Source organism: Pseudomonas weihenstephanensis, from assembly GCF_016812185.1.
Taxonomy (GTDB): Bacteria; Pseudomonadota; Gammaproteobacteria; order Pseudomonadales; family Pseudomonadaceae; genus Aquipseudomonas; species Aquipseudomonas weihenstephanensis.
This window is the reverse complement of record NZ_JAAEBV010000004.1, coordinates 386,705-407,814: the sequence shown is the minus strand read 5'-3', so window position 1 is coordinate 407,814 and position 21,110 is coordinate 386,705. Positions and strand designations below refer to the sequence as shown.

Below are 21,110 nucleotides of genomic sequence, written 5' to 3'. Positions count from 1 at the left end.
CTACGCAGGGAGGCATGCAATGGCTGTCAGTCGAAGCAATATGGCGTGCGAGTAAAGGATGGGATGTGCGTAAGACCGCGGGCATAAAAAAACCTCCCGAAGGAGGTTTTTTACATCACGCGGCGATCACCGGTGTGACGGGATCAGCAGCTGTAGTACAGCTCGTATTCCAGAGGGTGCACGAAGGTGCGCACTTTGATTTCTTCTTCGCTTTTCAGAGCGATGTAGGCGTCGATGAAATCGTCGCTGAAAACGCCGCCTTTGGTCAGGAACGCACGACCTTTGTCCAGCTCTTCCAGGGCTTCTTTCAGGCTGCCACACACTTGCGGGATCTCTTTGGCCTCTTCAGGCGGCAGGTCGTACAAGTTTTTGTCAGCGGCGTCGCCCGGGTGGATCTTGTTCTGGATGCCGTCCAGGCCAGCCATCATCAGGGCTGCGAAGCACAGGTACGGGTTGGCAGCCGGGTCCGGGAAACGCGCTTCGATACGGCGAGCTTTAGGGCTGGACACGTAAGGGATGCGGATCGAGGCAGAGCGGTTGCGGGCTGAGTAGGCCAGCATGACCGGCGCTTCGAAACCTGGCACCAGACGCTTGTAGGAGTTGGTAGCCGGGTTGGTGAAGCCGTTCAGTGCTTTACCGTGCTTGATGATGCCGCCGATGAAGTACAGGGCGGTGTCGGACAGGCCGGCATAACCTTCGCCTGCGAAGGTGTTTTTGCCATCTTTGGAGATGGACATGTGGACGTGCATACCCGAGCCGTTGTCGCCGTACAGAGGCTTGGGCATGAAGGTCGCGGTACGGCCGTAGGCGTCAGCCACGTTGTGTACGCAGTATTTGAGGGTCTGAACTTCGTCAGCCTTCTTCACCAGGGTGTTGAACTGCACGCCGATTTCGTTCTGGCCTGCGGTTGCCACTTCGTGGTGGTGAACTTCGATAACCAGACCCATTTCTTCCATGGCGTTGCACATGGAGGTACGGATTTCGTGGTCATGGTCGAACGGTGGCACCGGGAAGTAGCCGCCTTTGATGCCTGGACGGTGGCCACGGTTGCCGCCTTCTACGTCCTGGTCGGACATCCACGAACCTTGTTCGGAGTAGATCTTGAACATGGAACCGGAAATGTCGGACTTGAACTTCACTTCGTCGAAGATGAAGAACTCAGGCTCCGGGCCCACGAACACGGTGTCACCGATACCGGTGGACTTCAGGTATTCCTCGGCACGGTTGGCGATAGCGCGCGGGTCGCGGTCATAGCCTTGCATGGTCGAAGGCTCGATGATGTCGCACACCAGGATCAGCGTTGGCTGTTCGGTGAACGGGTCCAGAACGGCCGTGCTGTCGTCTGGCAGCAGGATCATGTCGGACGCTTCGATACCTTTCCAGCCCGCAATGGAGGAGCCGTCGAACATTTTGCCGTCGGTGAAGAAGTTTTCATCCAGCGCATCACGAGCCGGCATGGTCACGTGGTGTTGAGTACCTTTGGTGTCCGTGAAGCGCAGATCAATCCACTTGACGTCATGATCTTTGATGAGTTGAACCGACTTCGACATATGTCCTCCGGGGTGGCTTCGGGCGGGTAGTAGTGGTGCGCCCTTAGTAATGTGCTTGATGCCGGCGCGAATACTCTGCCAAGGCAACCTGCCTCACAAGGGAGCAAATTGCATGCCAGTGCCCCGAGTTGGGTGTAATGCGCCAAACTCAAGCCGGTAAGCGGTGCAGCCTACCGATTAGCGCCCGTTATCGCACTCAAATGAAGCGAAAAACCGTGGTTTTGCTCTATTTTGGTGCGCGCAAAACCGTTTGTACGATAACTGGTTAAACCTTGAGCAATTTCCGCTATAATCCGCGCCCCCCTTTTTTGGCAGGCTGCTCGCGCGCTGTTTTCATGAAACTAATCGTTAAAGTCTTCCCCGAAATCACTATCAAGAGCCGTCCGGTTCGGATGCGTTTTGTCCGTCAATTGGCCAAAAACATCCGTGCCGTGCTCCGCGATCTGGACCCGGCTGTGGTGGTGACGGGTGTGTGGGACAACATCGAGCTGCAAACGCGCGTGAGCGACCCCAAAGCCTTGAAAGAAATGACTGCGCGCCTGAGCTGCATGCCAGGCATTGCGCATTTTCTTCAGGTGGATGAGTACCCGTTGGGCGACTTCGACGACGTGGTAGAAAAGTGCAAATTGCACTTTGGCGAGTCGCTGGCCGGCAAGGTTTTTTCGGTGCGTTGCAAACGCGCTGGCAAGCACCCATTTACCTCGATGGAAATCGAGAAATACGTGGGCAGCAAGCTGCGTCGCGAGTGCGGTGCGGCCGGAATCTCGCTGAAAAACCCGGAAATCGAAGTCCGAATCGAAATTCGCGACCAACGGTTGTTTGTGATTCACAGCCAGCACGACAGTATTGGCGGCTTCCCGTTGGGTGCGCTTGAGCAGACCCTGGTGCTGATGTCCGGTGGTTTCGACTCTACCGTGGCGGCTTACCAGGTCATGCGTCGCGGCTTGATGAGCCACTTCTGCTTCTTCAATCTGGGCGGGCGCGCCCATGAATTGGGCGTGATGGAAGTCGCGCACTATATATGGAAGAAGTACGGCAGCTCCCAGCGCGTGCTGTTTGTCAGTGTTCCGTTCGAAGAAGTTTTGGGCGAAATTCTCGGCAAAGTCGATAACAGTCATATGGGCGTCATTTTGAAGCGTATGATGTTGCGCGCTGCTACCCGTATTGCTGAGCGACTCGACATCGAGGTGTTGGTCACCGGAGAAGCGATTTCTCAGGTTTCGAGCCAGACACTGCCCAACTTGTCGCTGATCGACTCGGCTACAGACAAATTGGTGTTGCGTCCGCTGATCGTCAGCCACAAGCAAGACATCATTGATCAGGCGGTTGAAATCGGTACGGCCGATTTTGCCAAGCATATGCCTGAATATTGCGGGGTGATTTCGGTCAACCCCAAGACCCACGCCAAGCGCAACCGCGTGGAGTATGAAGAACAACAGTTTGATATGGCCGTGCTTGAGCGTGCGCTTGAGCGGGCCAAACTGGTGCCGATTGATCGGGTGATCGATGAATTGGGCCAGGACTTGCAAGTCGAAGAAGTCAGCGACGTGCTGGCGGGCCAGATCGTCATCGACATCCGTCACCCGGATGACCAGGAAGATCGACCGCTGGAACTGGCTGGCATCGAAGTACAAGCGTTGCCGTTCTATGCTTTGAACAGCCGCTTCAAGGAACTGGATGATACCCGTCAGTACCTGTTGTATTGCGACAAAGGCGTGATGAGTCGCCTGCATGCTCACCATTTGCTCAGTGAGGGACATGCCAATGTGCGCGTTTATCGACCGAGCTAAGAGCCCGGGGCTGTATGCCTGTGGCCTGCGTCACCGGCCCCCCGACGCCGCCGTCAAGCTGTAATGGTTTGCACGGACTCTACTGTTAATCGCTGCCTGGACTCAGTCAGCACACCGAATCCTCTGATCGAGATACACAAGTGATCGAAAATCTACGTAACATCGCCATCATTGCTCACGTTGACCACGGTAAAACCACCCTGGTAGACAAACTCTTGCGTCAATCCGGCACTCTGGAGCGCAACGAGCTCAACGACGAGCGCGTGATGGACTCCAACGACCAGGAAAAAGAGCGCGGCATTACCATTCTTGCCAAGAACACCGCGATCAACTGGAACGGCTACCACATCAACATCGTGGACACCCCGGGCCACGCCGACTTCGGCGGTGAAGTAGAACGCGTAATGTCGATGGTTGACTCCGTTCTGCTGCTGGTTGACGCTCAAGACGGCCCTATGCCGCAAACCCGTTTCGTGACCAAGAAGGCGTTCGAAGCCGGCCTGCGTCCAATCGTGGTAATCAACAAGGTTGACCGTCCAGGCGCGCGTCCGGACTGGGTTCTGGATCAGATCTTCGACCTGTTCGACAACCTGGGTGCTACCGAAGAACAGCTGGACTTCAAAGTGGTTTACGCCTCTGCCCTGAACGGTATTGCTGGTCTTGACCACACCGACATGGCTGAAGACATGACCCCGCTGTACCAGTCGATCGTCGACAACGTACCAGCACCACAAGTTGACCGTGATGGTCCGTTCCAGATGCAAATCTCGGCACTGGACTACAACAGCTTCCTGGGCATTATCGGCGTTGGCCGTATCGCTCGTGGTCGCGTCAAGCCGAACACCCCGGTTGTTGCCATCGACGCTGACGGCAAGCGCCGCAACGGTCGTATCCTGAAACTGATGGGTCACCACGGTCTGCACCGTGTAGACGTTGAAGAAGCTTCGGCAGGCGACATCGTGTGCATCAGCGGTATGGATTCGCTGTTCATCTCCGACACCCTGTGTGATCCGCTGAACGTTGAAGCGATGAAGCCGTTGACCGTTGACGAGCCAACCGTTTCCATGACCTTCCAGGTAAACGACTCGCCTTTCTGCGGTAAAGAAGGCAAGTTCGTGACGTCCCGTAACATCAAGGAACGTCTGGACAAAGAGCTGCTGTACAACGTTGCACTGCGCGTTGAAGAAGGCGACTCGGCTGACAAGTTCAAAGTATCGGGCCGTGGCGAGCTGCACTTGTCCGTACTGATCGAAACCATGCGTCGTGAAGGCTTCGAAATGGGCGTTGGTCGTCCAGAAGTGATCATCCGCCTGGTTGACGGCGTTAAGCACGAACCGTTCGAAAACGTCACCATCGACCTGCCTGAAGAATCTCAGGGCAAGGTGATGGAAGAGATGGGTCTGCGTAAAGGCGACCTGACCAACATGGTGCCGGATGGCAAAGGCCGTGTGCGTCTGGAATACAACATCCCTGCTCGTGGTCTGATCGGTTTCCGTAACCAGTTCCTGACCCTGACCAACGGTGCTGGCATCCTGACCTCGATCTTCGATCGCTACGACACCATGAAGTCGGGCCACATGTCCGGCCGTCAGAACGGTGTTCTGGTATCGGTTGAAACGGGCAAGGCGCTGACCTACTCCCTGGAAACCCTCCAGGCGCGTGGCAAGCTGTTCGTTGAGCACGGTCAAGAGATCTACAACGGTCAGATCGTTGGTCTGAACAGCCGTGACACCGACATGGGCGTTAACCCTACCAAGGGCAAGAAGCTCGACAACATGCGTGCTTCGGGTAAAGACGAAACCATCGCTCTGGTTCCACCTGTTCGCTTCACTCTGGAACAGGCTCTGGAATTCATCCAGGACGACGAGCTGTGTGAAGTGACGCCTAAGTCCATCCGTCTTCGTAAGAAGATCCTGGACGAAGGCGAGCGCACCCGCGCTGCTAAAAAAGCCAAAAACTAAGTCACTTAGTTAGCGGTTACAAAAACGCCCCCGACCTTGCGGTCGGGGGCGTTTTTTTATGTCCGGGATTTGTGTTTGCAGCAGGCAGCCCCTCACCCCAGCCCTCTCCCAAGGGAGAGGGAGCCGATGCGTGGTGTTTCAAGTAGTTGAGGTTGTCAGTGATTGCGCAAGCAGCTCGGTAGAACCACCTGTCTCTCTGGGTGAGGGCGTTATTTCAGGTTGTCAGTGATTGTGCATACGGCTCGGTAGAGCGCCCTCTCCCTATGGGAGAGGGTTGGGGTGAGGGTCTGTACTGAATCAAAAATCCATTAATTTAACGCTGCTGTTTTTGCGCTCGACAGCCTTTGGAATATACGCGCAGTACCCCGGACGCGGACCGATGCGCGGGTGGTTGCGGCACGTGTCCGGGCGCTTGTCGTAGATGGTGCACATGCGCGACTTGCGGTCCAGGTACAGGCAATCGTTGTTGCTCATGCGCTGCAACGTGAAGATGCCCGACTTCTGGTTGAAACGTTCCACAATCCCTTCTTTTTGCAGGCGCTTGGCGATGTTCTTCGGCGGATCGCCGAGTTCGAACTCATCAACCAGACCGATGCGGATCAAGTCTTTGACCTTGACCTCAACCGGCAGGGTGCAGCAGCTGGAAATGCAGGAGCCGCACATGGGCGCGGTGTATTTGGCCCACGTATCGAGACGGTCGATTTCCGCGGCGGCGATCAGGTTGGACTTCATCAGGCTTATATTCCAGCGTGTAACAGGGCGCGCGATCATACCGGGGTTGATGAATATTTGAACAACCATTTGCCGGTTTTTTGCTCGCCAGGGGGTTCTGCCTCTTTTCGGGGCGTGTTTGCGCGCTGCGGGCGCCATAAAAACCTGCAAAAACCTCGAACCTGAGCCGCCGCCTTTTGTCAGAACGTCTAGGCTGACTCCATTCGTTCTCCAAATCGCTCCATCTCGCTTGAGGTTGTATCGATGTCCCAGGAACCGCTTGTTTGTGATGCACAAGTGGCGGCATTTCGTGCTGCTGTACTGGCTAAACTGACGTACGCGGTGGGTAAGGACCCTGAACACGCGTTTGACCACGACTGGTTTGAAGCCATTGCGCTGGCCGCCCGCGACCACATGGTCGAGCACTGGATGGACCACACGCGGCAGATTTATCGCAAGGGTCAGAAGCGGGTGTACTACCTGTCTCTGGAGTTTTTGATCGGCCGGTTGCTCTACGACAGCCTGAGCAACCTCGGGCTGCTGGACATCGCCCGTGAAGCGTTGACCGAGCTGGGTGTCGACCTTGAGCAGATCCGCCTGCTTGAACCCGACGCTGCGCTGGGCAATGGCGGGCTGGGGCGTTTGGCGGCGTGTTTCATGGAAAGCATGGCAACCTTGGGCGTCGCGGCCCACGGTTATGGCATCCGTTATGAGCACGGGCTGTTCCGCCAAAGCATTGTCGATGGCTGGCAGCAGGAGCAAACCGAGAACTGGCTGGATTTTGGCAACCCGTGGGAGTTCGAGCGCGCCGAAGTGGTCTACCCCATCGGTTTTGGCGGGGCGGTCGAAACCAAAATCGACGAGCAAGGGCACTCGCGGCAAATCTGGTGGCCCGGCGAAACCGTACGCGCCATTGCCTATGACACCCCCGTCGTGGGATGGCGCGGTTCCAGTGTGAACACCTTGCGGTTGTGGCGGGCGAGGGCGGTGCATGAATTGCACCTCGAACGCTTCAACGCTGGCGATCATTTAGGCGCGGTGGCCGAAGTGGTGCGCGCCGAAAGCATTTCGCGGGTTCTGTACCCGGCCGACAGCACTGAGGCGGGCCAGGAGTTGCGCCTGCGTCAGGAATACTTCTTTGTGGCGGCCTCTTTAAAAGACTTGATCCGCCGCCACCTCGATCAAGGCTTCACGTTGCTCAGCCTAGGTGAGCATGTCGCCATCCAGCTCAACGACACTCACCCCTCCATCGCCGTGGCCGAGCTGATGCGTATTCTGGTCGACGAGCACGACATGGAGTGGAGCGTGGCCTGGGATGTCACGGTGCAAACCCTGGCGTACACCAATCACACCTTGCTGCCAGAGGCGCTGGAAACCTGGCCGGTAGGACTGATGGAGCGTTTGCTGCCGCGCCACATGCAAATCATCTACCTGATCAACGGGTTGCACATTGATTCGCTGCGCGAGAAGGGCGTGCATGATTTTGATGTGCTGCGCGCCGTGTCTTTGATCGAAGAAGACAACGGCCGTCGCGTACGCATGGGCAACCTAGCGTTCCTGGGCTGCCACAGCGTCAACGGCGTGTCGGGGCTGCACACGCAACTGATGCGTAGCACTGTGTTCTCTGAAATGCACAAGCTGTACCCCGATCGCATCAACAACAAAACCAACGGCGTCACCTTTCGCCGCTGGCTGTATCAGTCCAACCCGCCACTGACGGCGATGCTGGTTGAGGCCCTGGGCCCGCAGATTCAGGACGATCCGGAGCACAACCTGATTGAACTGGAGCCATTTGCCGAGCGCGCCGACTTTCGCCAGCAGTTCGCAGAGCAACGGCTGCAAAGCAAATGCACCCTGGCCGCTTTGATTTACGAGCGCCTCGCCATCGTGGTCAACCCTGAGGCCATGTTCGATGTGCAGGTCAAGCGCATCCATGAGTACAAGCGCCAATTGCTCAATTTGCTGCACACCGTGGCGCTGTATCAGGCGATTCGGGCCGAGCCGGGCAACCGCTGGGTGCCACGGGTGAAAATTTTCGCGGGCAAGGCCGCGGCCAGTTATCAACAGGCCAAATTGATCATCAAACTGACCAACGACATCGCCCGCACAGTGAACAACGACCCCACCGTGCGCGGGTTGCTCAAAGTGGTCTTTATCCCCAACTACAACGTCAGTCTGGCCGAAAACATCATCCCGGCGGCCGACTTGTCTGAGCAAATCTCCACCGCCGGTTATGAAGCGTCCGGCACCAGCAACATGAAGTTCGGGCTTAACGGTGCGTTGACCATCGGCACGATGGATGGCGCAAACGTTGAAATGTACGAGCGGGTAGGGGCCGAAAACATGTTTATTTTCGGCCTTAGCGCGCAGCAAGTCGAAGCACGCAAGCGCAATGGCGAATTTAACGCCAGTGCTGAAATTGCGGCGTCGCACCGCCTCAATGATGTGTTACAGGCCATACGAGGTGGCGTGTTTTCCTACGATGACCCGGCGCGCTACACCGGTCTGATTGACTCGCTGATTGATTACGACCGTTTTTTGGTGTGCGCAGACTTCGATGCCTATTGGGAGGCGCAAATGCGCGTCGAACAGCTGTGGCACGACAAAGACGCGTGGTGGCGTACCGCAGTGCTCAACACGGCGCGCATGGGCTGGTTCTCCTCAGACCGCACCATTCGTGAATACGCCACAGACATTTGGAAGGCGCTATAACCGCCCCGTAGCAGCCGCCGCAGGCGTAGCCGTTGTATAAAAGCGCTTTGTATTTGTCTGGCTAAACGCAGGCGCTGAATTTACGATCGCTTCGCAATCGGACGCGGCGCCCGCTGCTACGGGGCGCCAGCGCCCGTTTTTACGCCTCAACTGAACCCGCCCGGCCGGTTATCAGTCTGATTAGAAGATTTGCACGGCAACACGCGTTAAACTGCGCGGGTTTTTTGCCCCCTCCCCCTTGTTCGGAGCCTTACATGTCCCGCGTTACCCTGAGTCGCTATTTGATCGAGCAGACCCGCAGCAACAACACGCCTGCTGATTTGCGTTTCCTCATCGAAGTGGTGGCGCGTGCTTGCAAAGAGATCAACCACGCCGTGTCCAAAGGCGCCCTGGGTGGTGTTCTGGGCAGCATGGGCACCGAAAACGTGCAAGGTGAGGTGCAGAAAAAACTCGACGTGATTTCCAACGAAATCCTGCTCGAAGCCAACGAATGGGGCGGTCACCTGGCCGGCATGGCGTCCGAAGAAATGGACAACGCCTACCAGATCCCTGGCAAATACCCTAAAGGCGCGTACCTGTTGGTATTCGACCCGCTGGACGGCTCGTCCAACATCGACATCAACGCGCCGGTCGGCACGATTTTCTCCGTGTTGCGTTGCCCGGAAGGCCACCTGGCTGAAAACGGCGACCTGGGCGAGAAAGCCTTCCTGCAACCGGGCACCACCCAAGTGGCTGCCGGTTATGCCATCTATGGCCCTCAGACCATGCTGGTACTGACCTTGGGCGATGGCGTTAAAGGTTTCACGCTGGACCGCGAAATGGGCAGCTTCGTGCTGACCCACGAAAACATCACCATTCCTGAAAGCACGCAGGAATTCGCCATCAACATGTCCAACCAGCGTCACTGGGAAGCCCCGGTACAGCGCTACGTCAGCGAGCTGCTGGCCGGTGAAGACGGCCCGCTGAAAAAGAACTACAACATGCGCTGGGTGGCCGCGATGGTCGCTGACGTGCACCGCATCCTGACCCGTGGCGGTCTGTTCATGTACCCGCGCGACAGCCGCGAGCCGTCCAAGCCGGGCAAATTGCGTTTGATGTACGAAGCCAACCCGATGTCGTTCCTGGTTGAACAGGCCGGCGGCGCTTCAACTGACGGCCACCAGCGCATTCTCGACATTCAGCCTGAAGGCCTGCACCAGCGTGTAGCGGTGTTCCTGGGGTCGAAAGAAGAAGTGGCACGCATCACCGCTTACCACAAAGCGTAAGCCCTGCCTCAAACGCGCCGTCGCTGGCGCCGGCTGCGAAGGGGGGCCAAGGCCCCCTTTTCTCAAATGCCTTCGCTATTCTCCTCGCAGCCTTTGGCAGCGTCAGGGGGCCACCATCCCCTCGTCGTATCTGCATTCAACAAATCTCCCCCTCCCTTCGGGAACCCCGTCACGCTTTTCTCTTCTAAGCTCTCATTGAGGCAGCGATGCCGACTTTCCCGTTCAGGAGCTTGTCCATGAAGTTGCGTTCTTTGGCGTTGTTGTCGTTTTGTGTGTTGCTGGCAGCTTGCAGCAAGGTCAACCAGGAAAACTATTCAAAACTGTCGGCGGGCATGCCCAAGGTCGAGGTTGAAAAGTTGCTGGGCAGCCCGACCGATTGCTCTGGCGCGCTGGGCATGTCGAGCTGCACGTGGGGCGATAAAAACAGCTTTATCAGCGTGCAATATGCCGGTGACAAAGTGTTGATGTTCTCGGGCCAGGGCTTGAAATAAGCCATCGCAGGAGCGTTCACCATGAAACGTCTTTTAGCGTGTCTAGGCGCTTCGCTGGTGTTGGCCGGTTGCGCCAGCTCTGGCAATGACACACTGGCGCCCAAAACGGTCGACAACGTTGATCTCAAGCGTTACCAGGGCACCTGGTACGAGCAGGCACGGTTGCCGATGTTCTTCCAGCGCAACTGTGTGCAATCACAAGCGCATTACACCCTCAAGCCCGATGGCAACGTGGCAGTGTTGAACCGTTGCCTCACGGCAGAGGGCAAGTGGGAGGAGGCCAAAGGCACAGCGACGCCACAAGTACCGGGCAAGACCGACAAGTTGTGGGTTGAGTTTGATAACTGGGTGTCGACGCTATTGCCGGGCGTGACCAAGGGCGATTACTGGGTGTTGTACCTGGGCGATAACTACAGCACGGCGCTGGTGGGCAACCCCGATCGCCGCTACCTGTGGCTGTTGTCGCGCAAGCCGACCATTGACCAGCAAACCCGCGACGAACTGCTCAGCAAGGCTCAGCAGCAGGGCTATGACACAACGCGCTTGATCTGGCGGGGGCAGGAGTAAAACCCTAGTCGCTACCAGCGGCACCCACGTAGCAGGTGCCGCAGGCTACGTTCGGCGGCGCAGCCGTCGTAAGTCGATCTAGGTGTTTTACCGGCCATACCGCGTTTTAAGGCATGGCGACGGCTTCGCCCTCGGACGTCGCCGTCGCCAACTTTGGCATGCTCACAAAACCCGACGTTGCAGCCTTAACCGCGCAGCAAAGTCTTCCAGGCGCGGTTCTGGTAGACCGCGATGGCTTGGTGCTTACGGGCATCGAGCAAGGCATCGTTGGCCTCAGCGTCTTCTGTGATGGGTTGATTGGCCAAGTCTTGCAACTTGTTCATCTCACCGTACAGACGGTCAACTTCGGCGATGTCCAACACCCCACGCGCCAGACGCAGCCATGCCTGAATTCGCTCGATGCGTGGCAGTTGCTCGGCCAAGTCTTCCGGCTGCTGTTGGTAGCGGTTCAGACGCAATGCGATGGCTTCATCCGACAGCAAGCGCGGCAACCAGCTGCTCAGTTGTGCAGCACCCTGACGATTGCCACGGGTGGTGCCACGGTCCACGGTCCAGCTGCGGTCCATCAACCAGCGCGACGTGTTGAGCGAGAACTGGCCCCAGCGCGGGTCTTCGAGTTCTTCAAGGAACTGCTCCGGTGCGGCTTTGCGCACGTCTTCGTCGTCCTGACCGATTTGCACCAGTGGGCGCCAGTCTTCCAGCAGTGCGTCGAGGGAGGCGCGCAACGCGTTGGTGGATTGGCGTGGCGCGGCTTGGCCGAGGCTGCTGACCAGGGCGCGCAGGTCGATCAACTGTTGCACCCAATCTTGCAGCAGACGCCAGTGGCCATTGAAACGGTATTGCTCGGCCAGACGCTGGCTGCTGGCCAGCAAGTGCCAGGCCAGGGCGGCAAAGGCGTCGTCCAGTGGCGTTTCGGGTGTCAGCTCAGGGGCTGGCAGGTTGACTGAGTAGCTGTTGGCATCGAACAGGCGATAGCCGCGCTCAGCCTTGCTGATGTCACACGGCATCAACGCCAGTTTTTCAGCCAGCTCGGCGGCCAGTTCCAGCAGGGCAGCTGGCTCGCCTTCGCGCAGTTCGAGTTCCAGTTCGCAGATTTCTTCTTTGTGCTTGCCAGCAATCACATGGCCCAAGTCCAGTGCGGCTTCGATCACCACTTTGGCTTTGCCGCGGCCCCACGAGATTTCAGCGCGCTCGCGCACGAAATCAGTGGTGAAAATCGGTTTAAGGGTCTTTTTGTCCAGCTCGGCCAACGCTTCGGGCCAGCATTCGCCGTCGAGCTTTTTGACGTCGAGTTTGGCTTTGGGCAAGTGCCAGTCGTATTCATTGCGCACCGACAGCCCGGCAACGCTTTCGCCGCGGGTCTTGAGGGTTTGAATGACGTCTTCGCCATCACGGCGCAGGCGCAGGGCAACCTTGGCCTTGGCCAGGTCGCGCTCTGGGGTGTCGAAGTACTGATTGAGCAACTCACGGCTTTCCCAGCCACTTTTGTTGCGCTTTTTCAGCAAGGGGTGCTCGCGCAAGGCGGCGAGGGTTTCGCGGCTGACGCGGAGTTTGATTTCGGTTTCTTTTTGCATGGCCGGAAAATCCAGGAACGGTGCGCAGCCGGGGAAAGGTGTGGCTGCCAAGGCCGTGCAGTGTACAGGACTCGCCGCCCGGGTGCCCCGCATGGGTTTATTCTGCAAAGCAGATGGCTCTATGATGGGCCTCGTCCCGCCAACAGGAAGTCAGCGCATGCCTATACCTTCCATGAAAGAGCAATTTGCGGCCTTGATCAGCACGCCGTCCGTCAGTTGCACCCAGGCTCATCTGGATCAGAGCAATCGCCCGGTCATCGATTTACTGGCGGCATGGCTGGGCGATTTGGGGTTCAAGTGCGACATCCAGCCAGTCAGCCCCGGCAAATTTAACCTGCTCGCCAGTTATGGAAGCGGCCCCGGCGGTCTGGTGCTGGCGGGTCACAGCGACACGGTGCCATACGATGACGCCCTGTGGCAGACCGATCCCCTCAAGCTCACCGAAGTCGATAACCGCTGGGTTGGCTTGGGCAGTTGCGACATGAAAGGCTTCTTTGCGCTGATTATCGAAGCCGTGCGTCCGTTGCTCGACCAGCCGTTCAAGCAGCCTTTGCTGATTTTGGCCACTTGCGACGAAGAAACCTCGATGGCCGGCGCCCGCGCACTGGCCGAAGCGGGGCGGCCACTGGGCCGGGCGGCGGTGATTGGCGAGCCGACGGGGCTCAAGCCGATCCGCCTGCACAAAGGCGTGATGATGGAGCGCATCGACATTTTGGGGCGCAGCGGCCACTCCTCCGACCCCAGCCTGGGCCACAGCGCACTGGACGCCATGCACGATGCAATCACCGAGCTTAAAAGTCTGCGCCAGCAATGGCTGCACGAATACCGCAACCCGCAGTTCAGCGTGCCGCAGCCGACCCTCAACTTTGGCTGTATTCACGGCGGCGACAACCCCAACCGTATTTGCGGCCAGTGCTCGCTGGAGTTCGACCTGCGACCTTTGCCGGGGATGGACCCGCAGAGCCTGCGTGCGATTATCCGCAGCAAGCTTGACCCTTTGGCCGACCGGCATCAGGTGAGCATTGACTTCGCGCCGATTGCGGCGGGTGTTGCGCCGTTCGAGCAAGACGCAGACTGCGAATTGGTGCGGGTGGCCGAGCGCCTTACCGGGCATCGCGCGCAAGCGGTAGCGTTTGGCACCGAAGCGCCTTATCTTCAGCGCCTTGGCTGTGAAACCATCGTGCTGGGCCCCGGTGACATCACCTGCGCGCATCAGCCGGGTGAACACCTTGAAATGTCACGTTTGCAGCCGACCGTGCGTCTACTGAGTCAGTTGATCGAACACTATTGCCTGACCCCGGCGCAGTAAATCGCCGCAGGCCCAACCCGTACACAAGGAGAGCACGCGTGTCGCCACTGTTTCGACGATAACTACCAGCCCGTTGTGCGTTTGCTGTTCAGCCCTTTTTAGGCGACTCACTTTTCTACAGGCTTCGGTTATGCCCGATTACGTTAACTGGCTACGTCACGCGTCCCCTTACATCAATGCCCACCGCGATTGCACCTTTGTCGTCATGCTGCCTGGCGATGGCGTTGAACACCCCAATTTCGGCAACATCGTCCACGACCTGGTGCTGCTGCACAGCCTGGGCGTGCGGCTGGTGCTGGTTCACGGCTCGCGCCCGCAAATCGAACACCGCCTGCAAGCCCGCGGCCTGACACCGCATTACCACGAAGGCATGCGGATTACGGATGCGCCGACGTTGGAATGTGTGATCGACGCCGTAGGCCATTTACGCATTGCCATCGAAGCGCGCCTGTCGATGGACATGGCCTCCTCGCCAATGCAAGGCTCGCGGCTGCGGGTGGCCAGTGGCAACTTGGTGACCGCGCGCCCGATTGGCGTGCTTGACGGCGTGGACTATCACCACACCGGCGAAGTGCGGCGGGTGGACCGCAAGGGCATTAATCGCCTGCTCGACGAGCGCTCAATCGTACTGCTGTCACCCCTGGGGTATTCGCCGACCGGCGAGATTTTTAATTTAGCCTGCGAAGACGTGGCCACGCGCGCGGCCATCGATTTGAGTGCGGACAAATTGCTGTTGTTCGGCGCCGAACCGGGCTTGCTCGACGAAGACGGTCACCTGGTGCGTGAGCTGCGCCCGCAACAAGTGCCTGCACACATGCTGCGCCTGGGCAGCGATTACCAGGCCGAACTGCTGGAAGCCGCCGCGGAAGCCTGCCGTGGCGGGGTAGCCCGCAGCCACATCGTCAGCTACGCCGAAGACGGCGCATTGCTGACCGAACTGTTCACCCGCAACGGTGGTGGCACGCTGGTTGCGCAGGAGCAATTCGAAAAGATCCGCGAAGCGGCGATTGAAGACGTCGGTGGCTTGCTCGACCTGATCAGCCCGCTGGAAGAGCAGGGGATTCTGGTGCGTCGTTCGCGCGAAGTGCTGGAGCGTGAGATTGAGCAGTTCAGCGTGGTTGAGCGCGAAGGCATGATCATCGCCTGCGCGGCGCTGTATCAGATTGCCGACTCGGACGCGGGCGAACTGGCGTGCCTGGCGGTGAACCCGGAATACCGACATGGTCGCCGGGGGGATGAACTGCTTGAGCGCATCGAACAACGGGCGCGGGCACAGGGCCTCAAAACCCTGTTCGTATTAACCACGCGCACGGCCCACTGGTTTCGCGAACGTGGTTTCGAGCCGAGCAGCGTCGAGCGTTTACCGGCGGCGCGAGCATCGCTTTATAACTTCCAGCGCAACTCCAAGATCTTTGAAAAGGCGCTGTAAAGCGCTGGATCGACGCAAGCCTTGTCGGCGGCTACAGAGCGTCCCGGATGGAACCCCTGTGGCCGCCACGCCGGCTTAGTTACTGATCGCCAAAATACTGGCTTGGTAGGAAGCCACGAATAGGTCGAAATCGCCTTCTTCAGTCTGCTCAATTTCAGTTTGCTCGAGCAGTGATGTGCGGACTTTTTCTTCGAATGCCGCCTGGTCTTCCGGGCTTAGTGCTTCACTGCGGAAATACTCGGCGTGAGCCTGGCTTTGGCGCATGGAGAATTGGGCAAAGCTTTCTTTGCGCTCAACCATGCTGGCCAATACTTTGGCCGACGGGGTCAGGGACACGTCTTTGATTTTGGCCAATTGCTCGTCCAGAGCTTTGCTGTGCGCATCGCCACCATGACGTTGATCCAGCAACGCGGCCAATGGCGCGATCTGCTCCAGCAATTCACCAGCCCATGCCTTCATGTCGACCGCCTCGCCGTCGCGCTGCAATTGCAGGCCCGGGCGGCGACCTTCTTTGACCACACTCATGAAGTTGGACGTGCAACTGCTGCATTCCGGGCTGTTGAACTGCGGGCTTTCTTGCAGCGCGCAGTACAGCAAGAAGGCGTCCAGAAAGCGTGCCTCGGGCAGATCAATGCCTACCGGCAGGAACGGGTTGATGTCCAGCAATCGCACTTCAACGTATTGAACACCACGGGCTACCAGCGCTTGAATCGGGCGCTCGCCGCTGTAGGTCACGCGTTTTGGGCGGATGTTGGAGTAGTACTCGTTTTCAATTTGCAGGATGTTGGTGTTCAGCTGCACCCACTCGCCATCCTGATGCGTGCCGATTTCGACGTACGGTGCGTAGGGCGTGGCCACAGCTTTACGCAGGCTGTCGGTGTAGCTGTTGAGATCGTTGTAGCAGGGCGTCAGGCCCGCTTGGGCGTTGCTCTGGTAACCCAGGTCGCTCATGCGCAGGCTGGTGGCATAGGGCAGGTAAAGCGTGTCGGCATCCAGTTGTTCCAGCTGGTGCGCACGGCCGCGCAAGAAACCGGCGTCCAGCGCCGGTGACGCGCCGAACAGGTACATCAGCAACCAGTTGTAACGACGAAAGTTACGAATTAGCGCGATGTAAGCGCTGGACTGGTAATCGCGGTCGGTGCCCACAAAGCCATCAGCCTCTTTGAGCACCGGCCACAACGCCTCGGGCAGCGAGAAGTTGTAGTGAATCCCGGCAATGCATTGCATGGTTTTGCCGTAACGCAGGGCCAAGCCCTTGCGATAAACGTACTTGAGCTGTCCGATGTTGGAGGTGCCGTAGTAGGCAATCGGAATATCCGCTTCGGCCGGCAATGGGCACGGCATCGAAGGGCTCCACAGGAACTCGTTGCCGAGCTTGCTGTAGGCAAAGCGGTGAATCTTGTCGAGGCTGGCCAGCGTGTCTGCCGGGTCAGGCAGGGCGGGGGTGATGAACTCCAGCAGCGACTCGGAATAGTCGGTGGTGATTTGATCGTTGGTCAGGGCCGAACCCAGTTCTTCGGGGTGCGGCGTCTGTGCCAGGCGGGCATCGCCGGTGACGCGCAAGCATTCGCGCTCGATCCCGTGCAGACACTGCTCCAGCAGAGTGAGGTTAGCGCGCTCGCTGAGCAGAGCCAGGCGGCGGTTGAGAAGTTGGCTCAAGTTGGATTCCTTCACGCGTCAGTCGCCCCAATATGGGGGTGGTCAGGACGGTCTACAAGGGTGAAGTTGAAGCCGGCGTGGTCGCCTGGCTTTAAAAAGTAGCGCTCAGCCCCGTCCGTGTTTCGGCCCCAGGCGCTCCAGGCGCATTTCGGCACCGCGTATGCAGTGCCGAAATTAACTCAAATCGACCGGTAACCGCTACAGGACAGCGAATGTGCCTAGTGCTTTTGCGACCAGCTTGTCGCCTTGCAGCACGTCAGCTTCGACGACCAGCGTGCGACGACCGGGGTGGATGACCTTGGCGATACACAGCACTTCGCCGTCGGACACCGCCCGGATGTAGTTGATTTTGCACTCCAGGGTGACGCTTTGTTGGTCACCATGGGCGCTGGAGCAGGCCAGCCCCATGCTGATATCGACCAGGCTGAATATCACCCCGCCATGCAGCTTGCCGCCACGATTGCGCAGGTGCGGTTCCAGACTCAGGGCGACATGCGCCAGCCCTTCATCCAGTTGCACCACGCGACAGCCGATCAGTTCACTGAAAGCGCTTTGGGTCAGCCCGGTCGGGATCTGCATCAGCGTTTCTTCAACGGCTTGGCGTTGGCGAACAGCGAGGCCATCGCGTTATTGGAAGGGGCCGCGGTCACGGTTTCTTTACGCGGCGCGGTATTTGGCTGACGCCCGGAGGAACCCGGACGTGCGCCGCGTGCGCCGTCGATTTTCTCGCCGGGGGTGTCGCTCATGCGCATCGACAGGCCCACGCGTTTGCGCGGGATGTCGATTTCCATCACTTTGACCTTGACCACGTCACCGGCTTTCACTGCTTCACGCGGGTCTTTGATGAACTTCTCGGACAGCGCCGAAATGTGCACCAAACCGTCCTGATGCACGCCGATGTCGACGAAGGCACCGAAGTTGGTCACGTTGGTGACCACGCCTTCCAGCATCATGCCCAGCTGCAAGTCCTTGAGGTCTTCGACGCCTTCCTGGAACTCGGCGGTCTTGAACTCAGGACGCGGATCGCGGCCCGGTTTTTCCAGCTCTTGCAGGATGTCGGTGACCGTTGGCAAACCAAAGGTTTCGTCAGTGAATTTTTTTGGATCAAGACGCTTGAGAAAGCCTGCGTCGCCGATCAGCGAGCGAATATCGCGTTCTGTGTCGGAGGCGATACGTTTGACCAGTGGATACGCTTCGGGGTGAACCGCCGAGCTGTCCAACGGGTTGTCACCGTTCATTACACGTAAGAAACCAGCAGCTTGTTCGAAAGTTTTTTCGCCCAGACGGCTGACTTTTTTCAGTGCTGCACGGGTTTTAAACGCGCCATTTTCATCGCGGTGATTCACGATGTTTTGTGCCAACGTGGCGTTTAAGCCGGAAATACGGGCCAGCAGGGCCACCGAAGCGGTGTTTACGTCCACGCCCACGGCGTTTACGCAGTCTTCGACCACAGCATCCAGGCCGCGCGCCAGCTTGAGCTGGGACACGTCGTGCTGGTATTGGCCTACGCCAATGGATTTCGGGTCGATTTTCACCAGTTCAGCCAGCGGGTCTTGCAGGCGACGAGCAATCGACACGGCGCCACGGATCGACACGTCCAGGTCCGGGAATTCCTTGGCGGCCAGCTCGGACGCCGAGTACACCGATGCGCCAGCTTCGGACACCATGACTTTGGTGACTTTCAGCGCCGGGTATTTTTTGATCAGGTCGATGATCAGTTTGTCGCTTTCGCGGCTGGCCGTGCCGTTACCGATGGCGATCAGTTCCACCGAATGCTTGGCGCACAGAGCCGCGAGGATCGAAATAGTCTGGTCCCACTTGTTGTGCGGCACATGCGGGTACACGGTGGCGTATTCCAGCAACTTGCCGGTGGCATCGACCACGGCAATTTTGCAACCGGTGCGCAGGCCCGGGTCCAGCCCCAGCGTGGCACGCGGGCCAGCGGGTGCGGCCAGGAGCAAATCGTGCAGGTTGTGCGCAAACACGTTGATGGCTTCGGTTTCGGCGCCGTCTCGCAGCTCACCCAGCAGGTCGGTTTCGAGGTGGGTGTAAAGCTTGACCTTCCACGTCCAGCGCACCACTTCGCTCAACCATTTGTCTGCCGGGCGGTTCTGGTTTTGCAGGCCGAAACGTTCGGCAATCATCATTTCGCCGGGGTGCATGCTGCCCGGCAGTTCTTCGCCGACTTTAAGCGAAGAGCTGAGAATGCCTTCGTTGCGACCGCGAAAAATCGCCAGCGCACGGTGCGACGGCATGCTTTTGAGCGGTTCGTCGTGTTCGAAATAATCGCGGAACTTGGCGCCTTCCTCTTCTTTGCCGGCAATGACGCGGGCACTGAGGGTGGCTTCTTGTTTGAGAAAGCTGCGCAGTTTGTCCAGCAGGGTGGCGTCTTCTGCGAAGCGCTCCATGAGGATGTATTTGGCGCCATCGAGGGCGGCCTTGACGTCTGCCACGCCTTTTTCGGCGTCGATGAAACGGGCAGCTTCGGCCTCGGGGCTCAGGTCTGGATTATTGAACAGGCCGTCAGCCAATTCGCCTAGGCCCGCTTCCAGGGCGATTTGGCCCTTGGTGCGGCGTTTTTGCTTGTAGGGCAGGTACAAGTCTTCAAGGCGGGTTTTGGTGTCGGCCAGCTTGATGTCACGGGCCAGTTCTGGCGTCAACTTGCCTTGTTCTTCGATGCTGGCGAGGATGCTGATGCGCCGTTCGTCGAGTTCACGCAGGTAGCGCAGGCGTTCTTCCAGATGACGAAGTTGGGTGTCATCCAGGCTGCCGGTCACTTCTTTACGGTAACGGGAGATGAAGGGAACGGTGGAACCTTCATCCAGAAGAGCGACGGCCGCTTCGACCTGCTGCGGGCGCACGCCAAGTTCTTCGGCGATGCGGCTGTTGATGCTGTCCATAAAACCACCTGACAAATTGTGATGCAGGCTCGCAGGCCCGGGCTTGAAGGCTTGCGAGGCTGGTTGAGCGGCTCGTTAAACGCCGCTGCCTGGGCCAAAAGGGCAGCCTGTTGACCCGTGAAGTCAGCAAATTACGGCACGTATTGAAAAAATAAATTCGGCCGCAAACTTTGAAAATATGAGGTTGCCTGACACAAAAGGCGGCGCATTATAACCAGCGTTCCCGGATTCAGGGGACTGCAAGCTGCGCCCGCTATGATCTGTGTACTGGCTGTGAAGGAAAAATCTGCTAACAATGCACACGATGCGTATAACAACAGCTAAGCCATAATGCGCGCCGAGATCACAGGAGCATCTAATGAGCAGCACTGCACAAACTGCTGAAGGCGAAAAAATTCTCATCGTTGACGACGACCCGGGCCTAAGCAGCCTGCTCGAACGTTTTTTCACCAGTAAGGGCTATCGTGCCCGCGCGGTGCCGAACGTCGAGCAAATGGATCGCCTGTTGGCCCGTGAGGTGTTCAACCTTGTGGTACTGGACTTGATGCTGCCTGGCGAAGACGGCTTGTCTGCGTGTCGACGTTTGCGCGCTGCCGGCAATCGCGTCCCGATCATCATGCTGACTGCCAAGGGCGACGAACTGAGCCGTATCAAGGGCCTTGAATTGGGCGCTGACGATTATCTGGCCAAGCCGTTCAACCCGGATGAGCTGATGGCGCGTGTCAAAGCCGTCTTGCGGCGTCAGGCAGCCCCTGTGCCGGGCGCTCCCGGCAGCGAAGACGAGAGTGTCACGTTCGGTGATTACGAGTTGTCGCTGGCCACCCGCGAGCTCAAGCGTGGCGATGAAGTGCACATGCTCACCACTGGTGAGTTCGCGGTACTCAAAGCCTTGGTCATGCATGCCCGCGAACCGTTGACGCGCGACAAGCTGATGAACCTGGCCCGTGGCCGTGAGTGGGATGCGCTGGAGCGTTCAATCGACGTTCAAATTTCCCGTCTGCGCCGCATGATCGAGCCTGATCCTTCCAAACCGCGCTATATCCAGACGGTCTGGGGCGTAGGTTATGTGTTCGTACCGGACGGTAACGCGACCAAGTGATGAACCATTTGTAGGAGCGGGCCACGCGGGTTATCAACACCTGAGTGGCTCGCAATCCCCTTTGTGCGAGTACCTGAACTCGCTCCTGCAAAC

At 58.3% G+C, this 21,110-nt stretch carries 15 protein-coding genes; 9 read left to right on the top strand and 6 right to left on the bottom strand.

The features are described 5' to 3' along the window. Positions 1-143 precede the first annotated feature (143 nt). Complete coding sequence (gene glnA / locus GYN01_RS15350) at positions 144-1,550, bottom strand: glutamate--ammonia ligase (RefSeq protein WP_048364610.1); 1,407 nt, start codon at positions 1,548-1,550, stop codon at positions 144-146. Positions 1,551-1,885: 335 nt separating this feature from the next. Here glnA and thiI point away from each other — a divergent pair, with 335 nt between their 5' ends. Next, entirely contained in the window at positions 1,886-3,340 is a 1,455-nt protein-coding gene (gene thiI, locus GYN01_RS15345; protein ID WP_048364609.1) for a tRNA uracil 4-sulfurtransferase ThiI, read from the top strand. A 140-nt stretch (positions 3,341-3,480) separates the two neighbouring features. Beyond that, the gene (typA, locus tag GYN01_RS15340) at positions 3,481-5,301 is read left to right on the top strand and encodes a translational GTPase TypA (protein ID WP_048364608.1); all 1,821 of its coding nucleotides are present in this window, start codon (positions 3,481-3,483) and stop codon (positions 5,299-5,301) included. Between the two features lie 297 nt (positions 5,302-5,598). Here the strand turns inward: typA and GYN01_RS15335 are convergent, their stop codons facing one another. Beyond that, complete coding sequence (locus tag GYN01_RS15335; RefSeq protein ID WP_047281788.1) at positions 5,599-6,036, bottom strand: YkgJ family cysteine cluster protein; 438 nt, start codon at positions 6,034-6,036, stop codon at positions 5,599-5,601. Between the two features lie 240 nt (positions 6,037-6,276). On the opposite strand from GYN01_RS15335, the gene GYN01_RS15330 reads away from it, so the two are divergent. The 4 genes from GYN01_RS15330 to GYN01_RS15315 all read left to right on the top strand — a co-directional run bounded on the left by GYN01_RS15330 (position 6,277) and on the right by GYN01_RS15315 (position 11,047). Further along, a complete protein-coding gene (locus GYN01_RS15330; RefSeq protein WP_048400683.1) occupies positions 6,277-8,724 on the top strand; it encodes a glycogen/starch/alpha-glucan phosphorylase in 2,448 nt (815 codons plus the stop codon). Positions 8,725-8,978: 254 nt separating this feature from the next. Next, on the top strand, positions 8,979-9,989 hold the full coding sequence (locus GYN01_RS15325) for a class 1 fructose-bisphosphatase (protein ID WP_048400681.1): 1,011 nt from the start codon (positions 8,979-8,981) through the stop codon (positions 9,987-9,989). Between the two features lie 236 nt (positions 9,990-10,225). Beyond that, a complete protein-coding gene (locus GYN01_RS15320) occupies positions 10,226-10,480 on the top strand; it encodes a hypothetical protein (protein WP_203307398.1) in 255 nt (84 codons plus the stop codon). A 21-nt stretch (positions 10,481-10,501) separates the two neighbouring features. Continuing rightward, a complete protein-coding gene (locus tag GYN01_RS15315; protein WP_048364605.1) occupies positions 10,502-11,047 on the top strand; it encodes a lipocalin family protein in 546 nt (181 codons plus the stop codon). A gap of 185 nt (positions 11,048-11,232) precedes the next feature. Here GYN01_RS15315 and GYN01_RS15310 read toward each other — a convergent pair whose 3' ends face one another. Then, positions 11,233-12,621: a CYTH domain-containing protein gene (locus GYN01_RS15310; RefSeq protein WP_048364604.1), complete on the bottom strand. Its 1,389-nt coding sequence runs from the start codon at positions 12,619-12,621 to the stop codon at positions 11,233-11,235. 157 nt (positions 12,622-12,778) lie between these two features. On the opposite strand from GYN01_RS15310, the gene argE reads away from it, so the two are divergent. Together argE and argA are read left to right on the top strand one after the other, a co-directional pair. Beyond that, positions 12,779-13,930 carry an acetylornithine deacetylase gene (gene argE, locus GYN01_RS15305; protein WP_048400677.1) on the top strand — a complete coding sequence of 384 codons (1,152 nt, stop codon included), beginning with the start codon at positions 12,779-12,781 and terminating at the stop codon, positions 13,928-13,930. Positions 13,931-14,060: 130 nt separating this feature from the next. Then, positions 14,061-15,359, top strand: a complete 1,299-nt coding sequence (argA, locus tag GYN01_RS15300; RefSeq protein ID WP_048364602.1) for an amino-acid N-acetyltransferase — start codon at positions 14,061-14,063, stop codon at positions 15,357-15,359. A 75-nt stretch (positions 15,360-15,434) separates the two neighbouring features. Here argA and gshA read toward each other — a convergent pair whose 3' ends face one another. The 3 genes from gshA to GYN01_RS15285 form a co-directional block, all read right to left on the bottom strand. Further along, positions 15,435-17,018, bottom strand: a complete 1,584-nt coding sequence (gshA, locus tag GYN01_RS15295) for a glutamate--cysteine ligase (protein WP_203307397.1) — start codon at positions 17,016-17,018, stop codon at positions 15,435-15,437. 198 nt (positions 17,019-17,216) lie between these two features. Beyond that, positions 17,217-17,597, bottom strand: a complete 381-nt coding sequence (locus GYN01_RS15290; protein WP_048364600.1) for a PaaI family thioesterase — start codon at positions 17,595-17,597, stop codon at positions 17,217-17,219. Continuing rightward, a complete protein-coding gene (locus GYN01_RS15285) occupies positions 17,597-19,918 on the bottom strand; it encodes a Tex family protein (RefSeq protein WP_048400673.1) in 2,322 nt (773 codons plus the stop codon). The genes GYN01_RS15290 and GYN01_RS15285 overlap by 1 nt, the downstream gene beginning before the upstream one ends. A 358-nt stretch (positions 19,919-20,276) precedes the next feature. Here GYN01_RS15285 and ompR point away from each other — a divergent pair, with 358 nt between their 5' ends. Next, positions 20,277-21,017, top strand: a complete 741-nt coding sequence (gene ompR / locus GYN01_RS15280) for an osmolarity response regulator transcription factor OmpR (RefSeq protein WP_048400671.1) — start codon at positions 20,277-20,279, stop codon at positions 21,015-21,017. Positions 21,018-21,110 lie beyond the last annotated feature (93 nt).

Excerpts from the sequence above, each read along its gene's own strand:
- glnA (WP_048364610.1), bottom strand. The coding sequence starts at position 1,550 with ATGTCGAAGTCGGTTCAACTCATCAAAGATCATGACGTCAAGTGGATT.
- thiI (WP_048364609.1), top strand. The coding sequence starts at position 1,886 with ATGAAACTAATCGTTAAAGTCTTCCCCGAAATCACTATCAAGAGCCGT.
- GYN01_RS15330 (WP_048400683.1), top strand. The coding sequence starts at position 6,277 with ATGTCCCAGGAACCGCTTGTTTGTGATGCACAAGTGGCGGCATTTCGT.
- GYN01_RS15325 (WP_048400681.1), top strand. The coding sequence starts at position 8,979 with ATGTCCCGCGTTACCCTGAGTCGCTATTTGATCGAGCAGACCCGCAGC.
- GYN01_RS15320 (WP_203307398.1), top strand. The coding sequence starts at position 10,226 with ATGAAGTTGCGTTCTTTGGCGTTGTTGTCGTTTTGTGTGTTGCTGGCA.
- GYN01_RS15315 (WP_048364605.1), top strand. The coding sequence starts at position 10,502 with ATGAAACGTCTTTTAGCGTGTCTAGGCGCTTCGCTGGTGTTGGCCGGT.
- GYN01_RS15310 (WP_048364604.1), bottom strand. The coding sequence starts at position 12,621 with ATGCAAAAAGAAACCGAAATCAAACTCCGCGTCAGCCGCGAAACCCTC.
- argE (WP_048400677.1), top strand. The coding sequence starts at position 12,779 with ATGCCTATACCTTCCATGAAAGAGCAATTTGCGGCCTTGATCAGCACG.
- argA (WP_048364602.1), top strand. The coding sequence starts at position 14,061 with ATGCCCGATTACGTTAACTGGCTACGTCACGCGTCCCCTTACATCAAT.
- GYN01_RS15290 (WP_048364600.1), bottom strand. The coding sequence starts at position 17,597 with ATGCAGATCCCGACCGGGCTGACCCAAAGCGCTTTCAGTGAACTGATC.
- GYN01_RS15285 (WP_048400673.1), bottom strand. The coding sequence starts at position 19,918 with ATGGACAGCATCAACAGCCGCATCGCCGAAGAACTTGGCGTGCGCCCG.
- ompR (WP_048400671.1), top strand. The coding sequence starts at position 20,277 with ATGAGCAGCACTGCACAAACTGCTGAAGGCGAAAAAATTCTCATCGTT.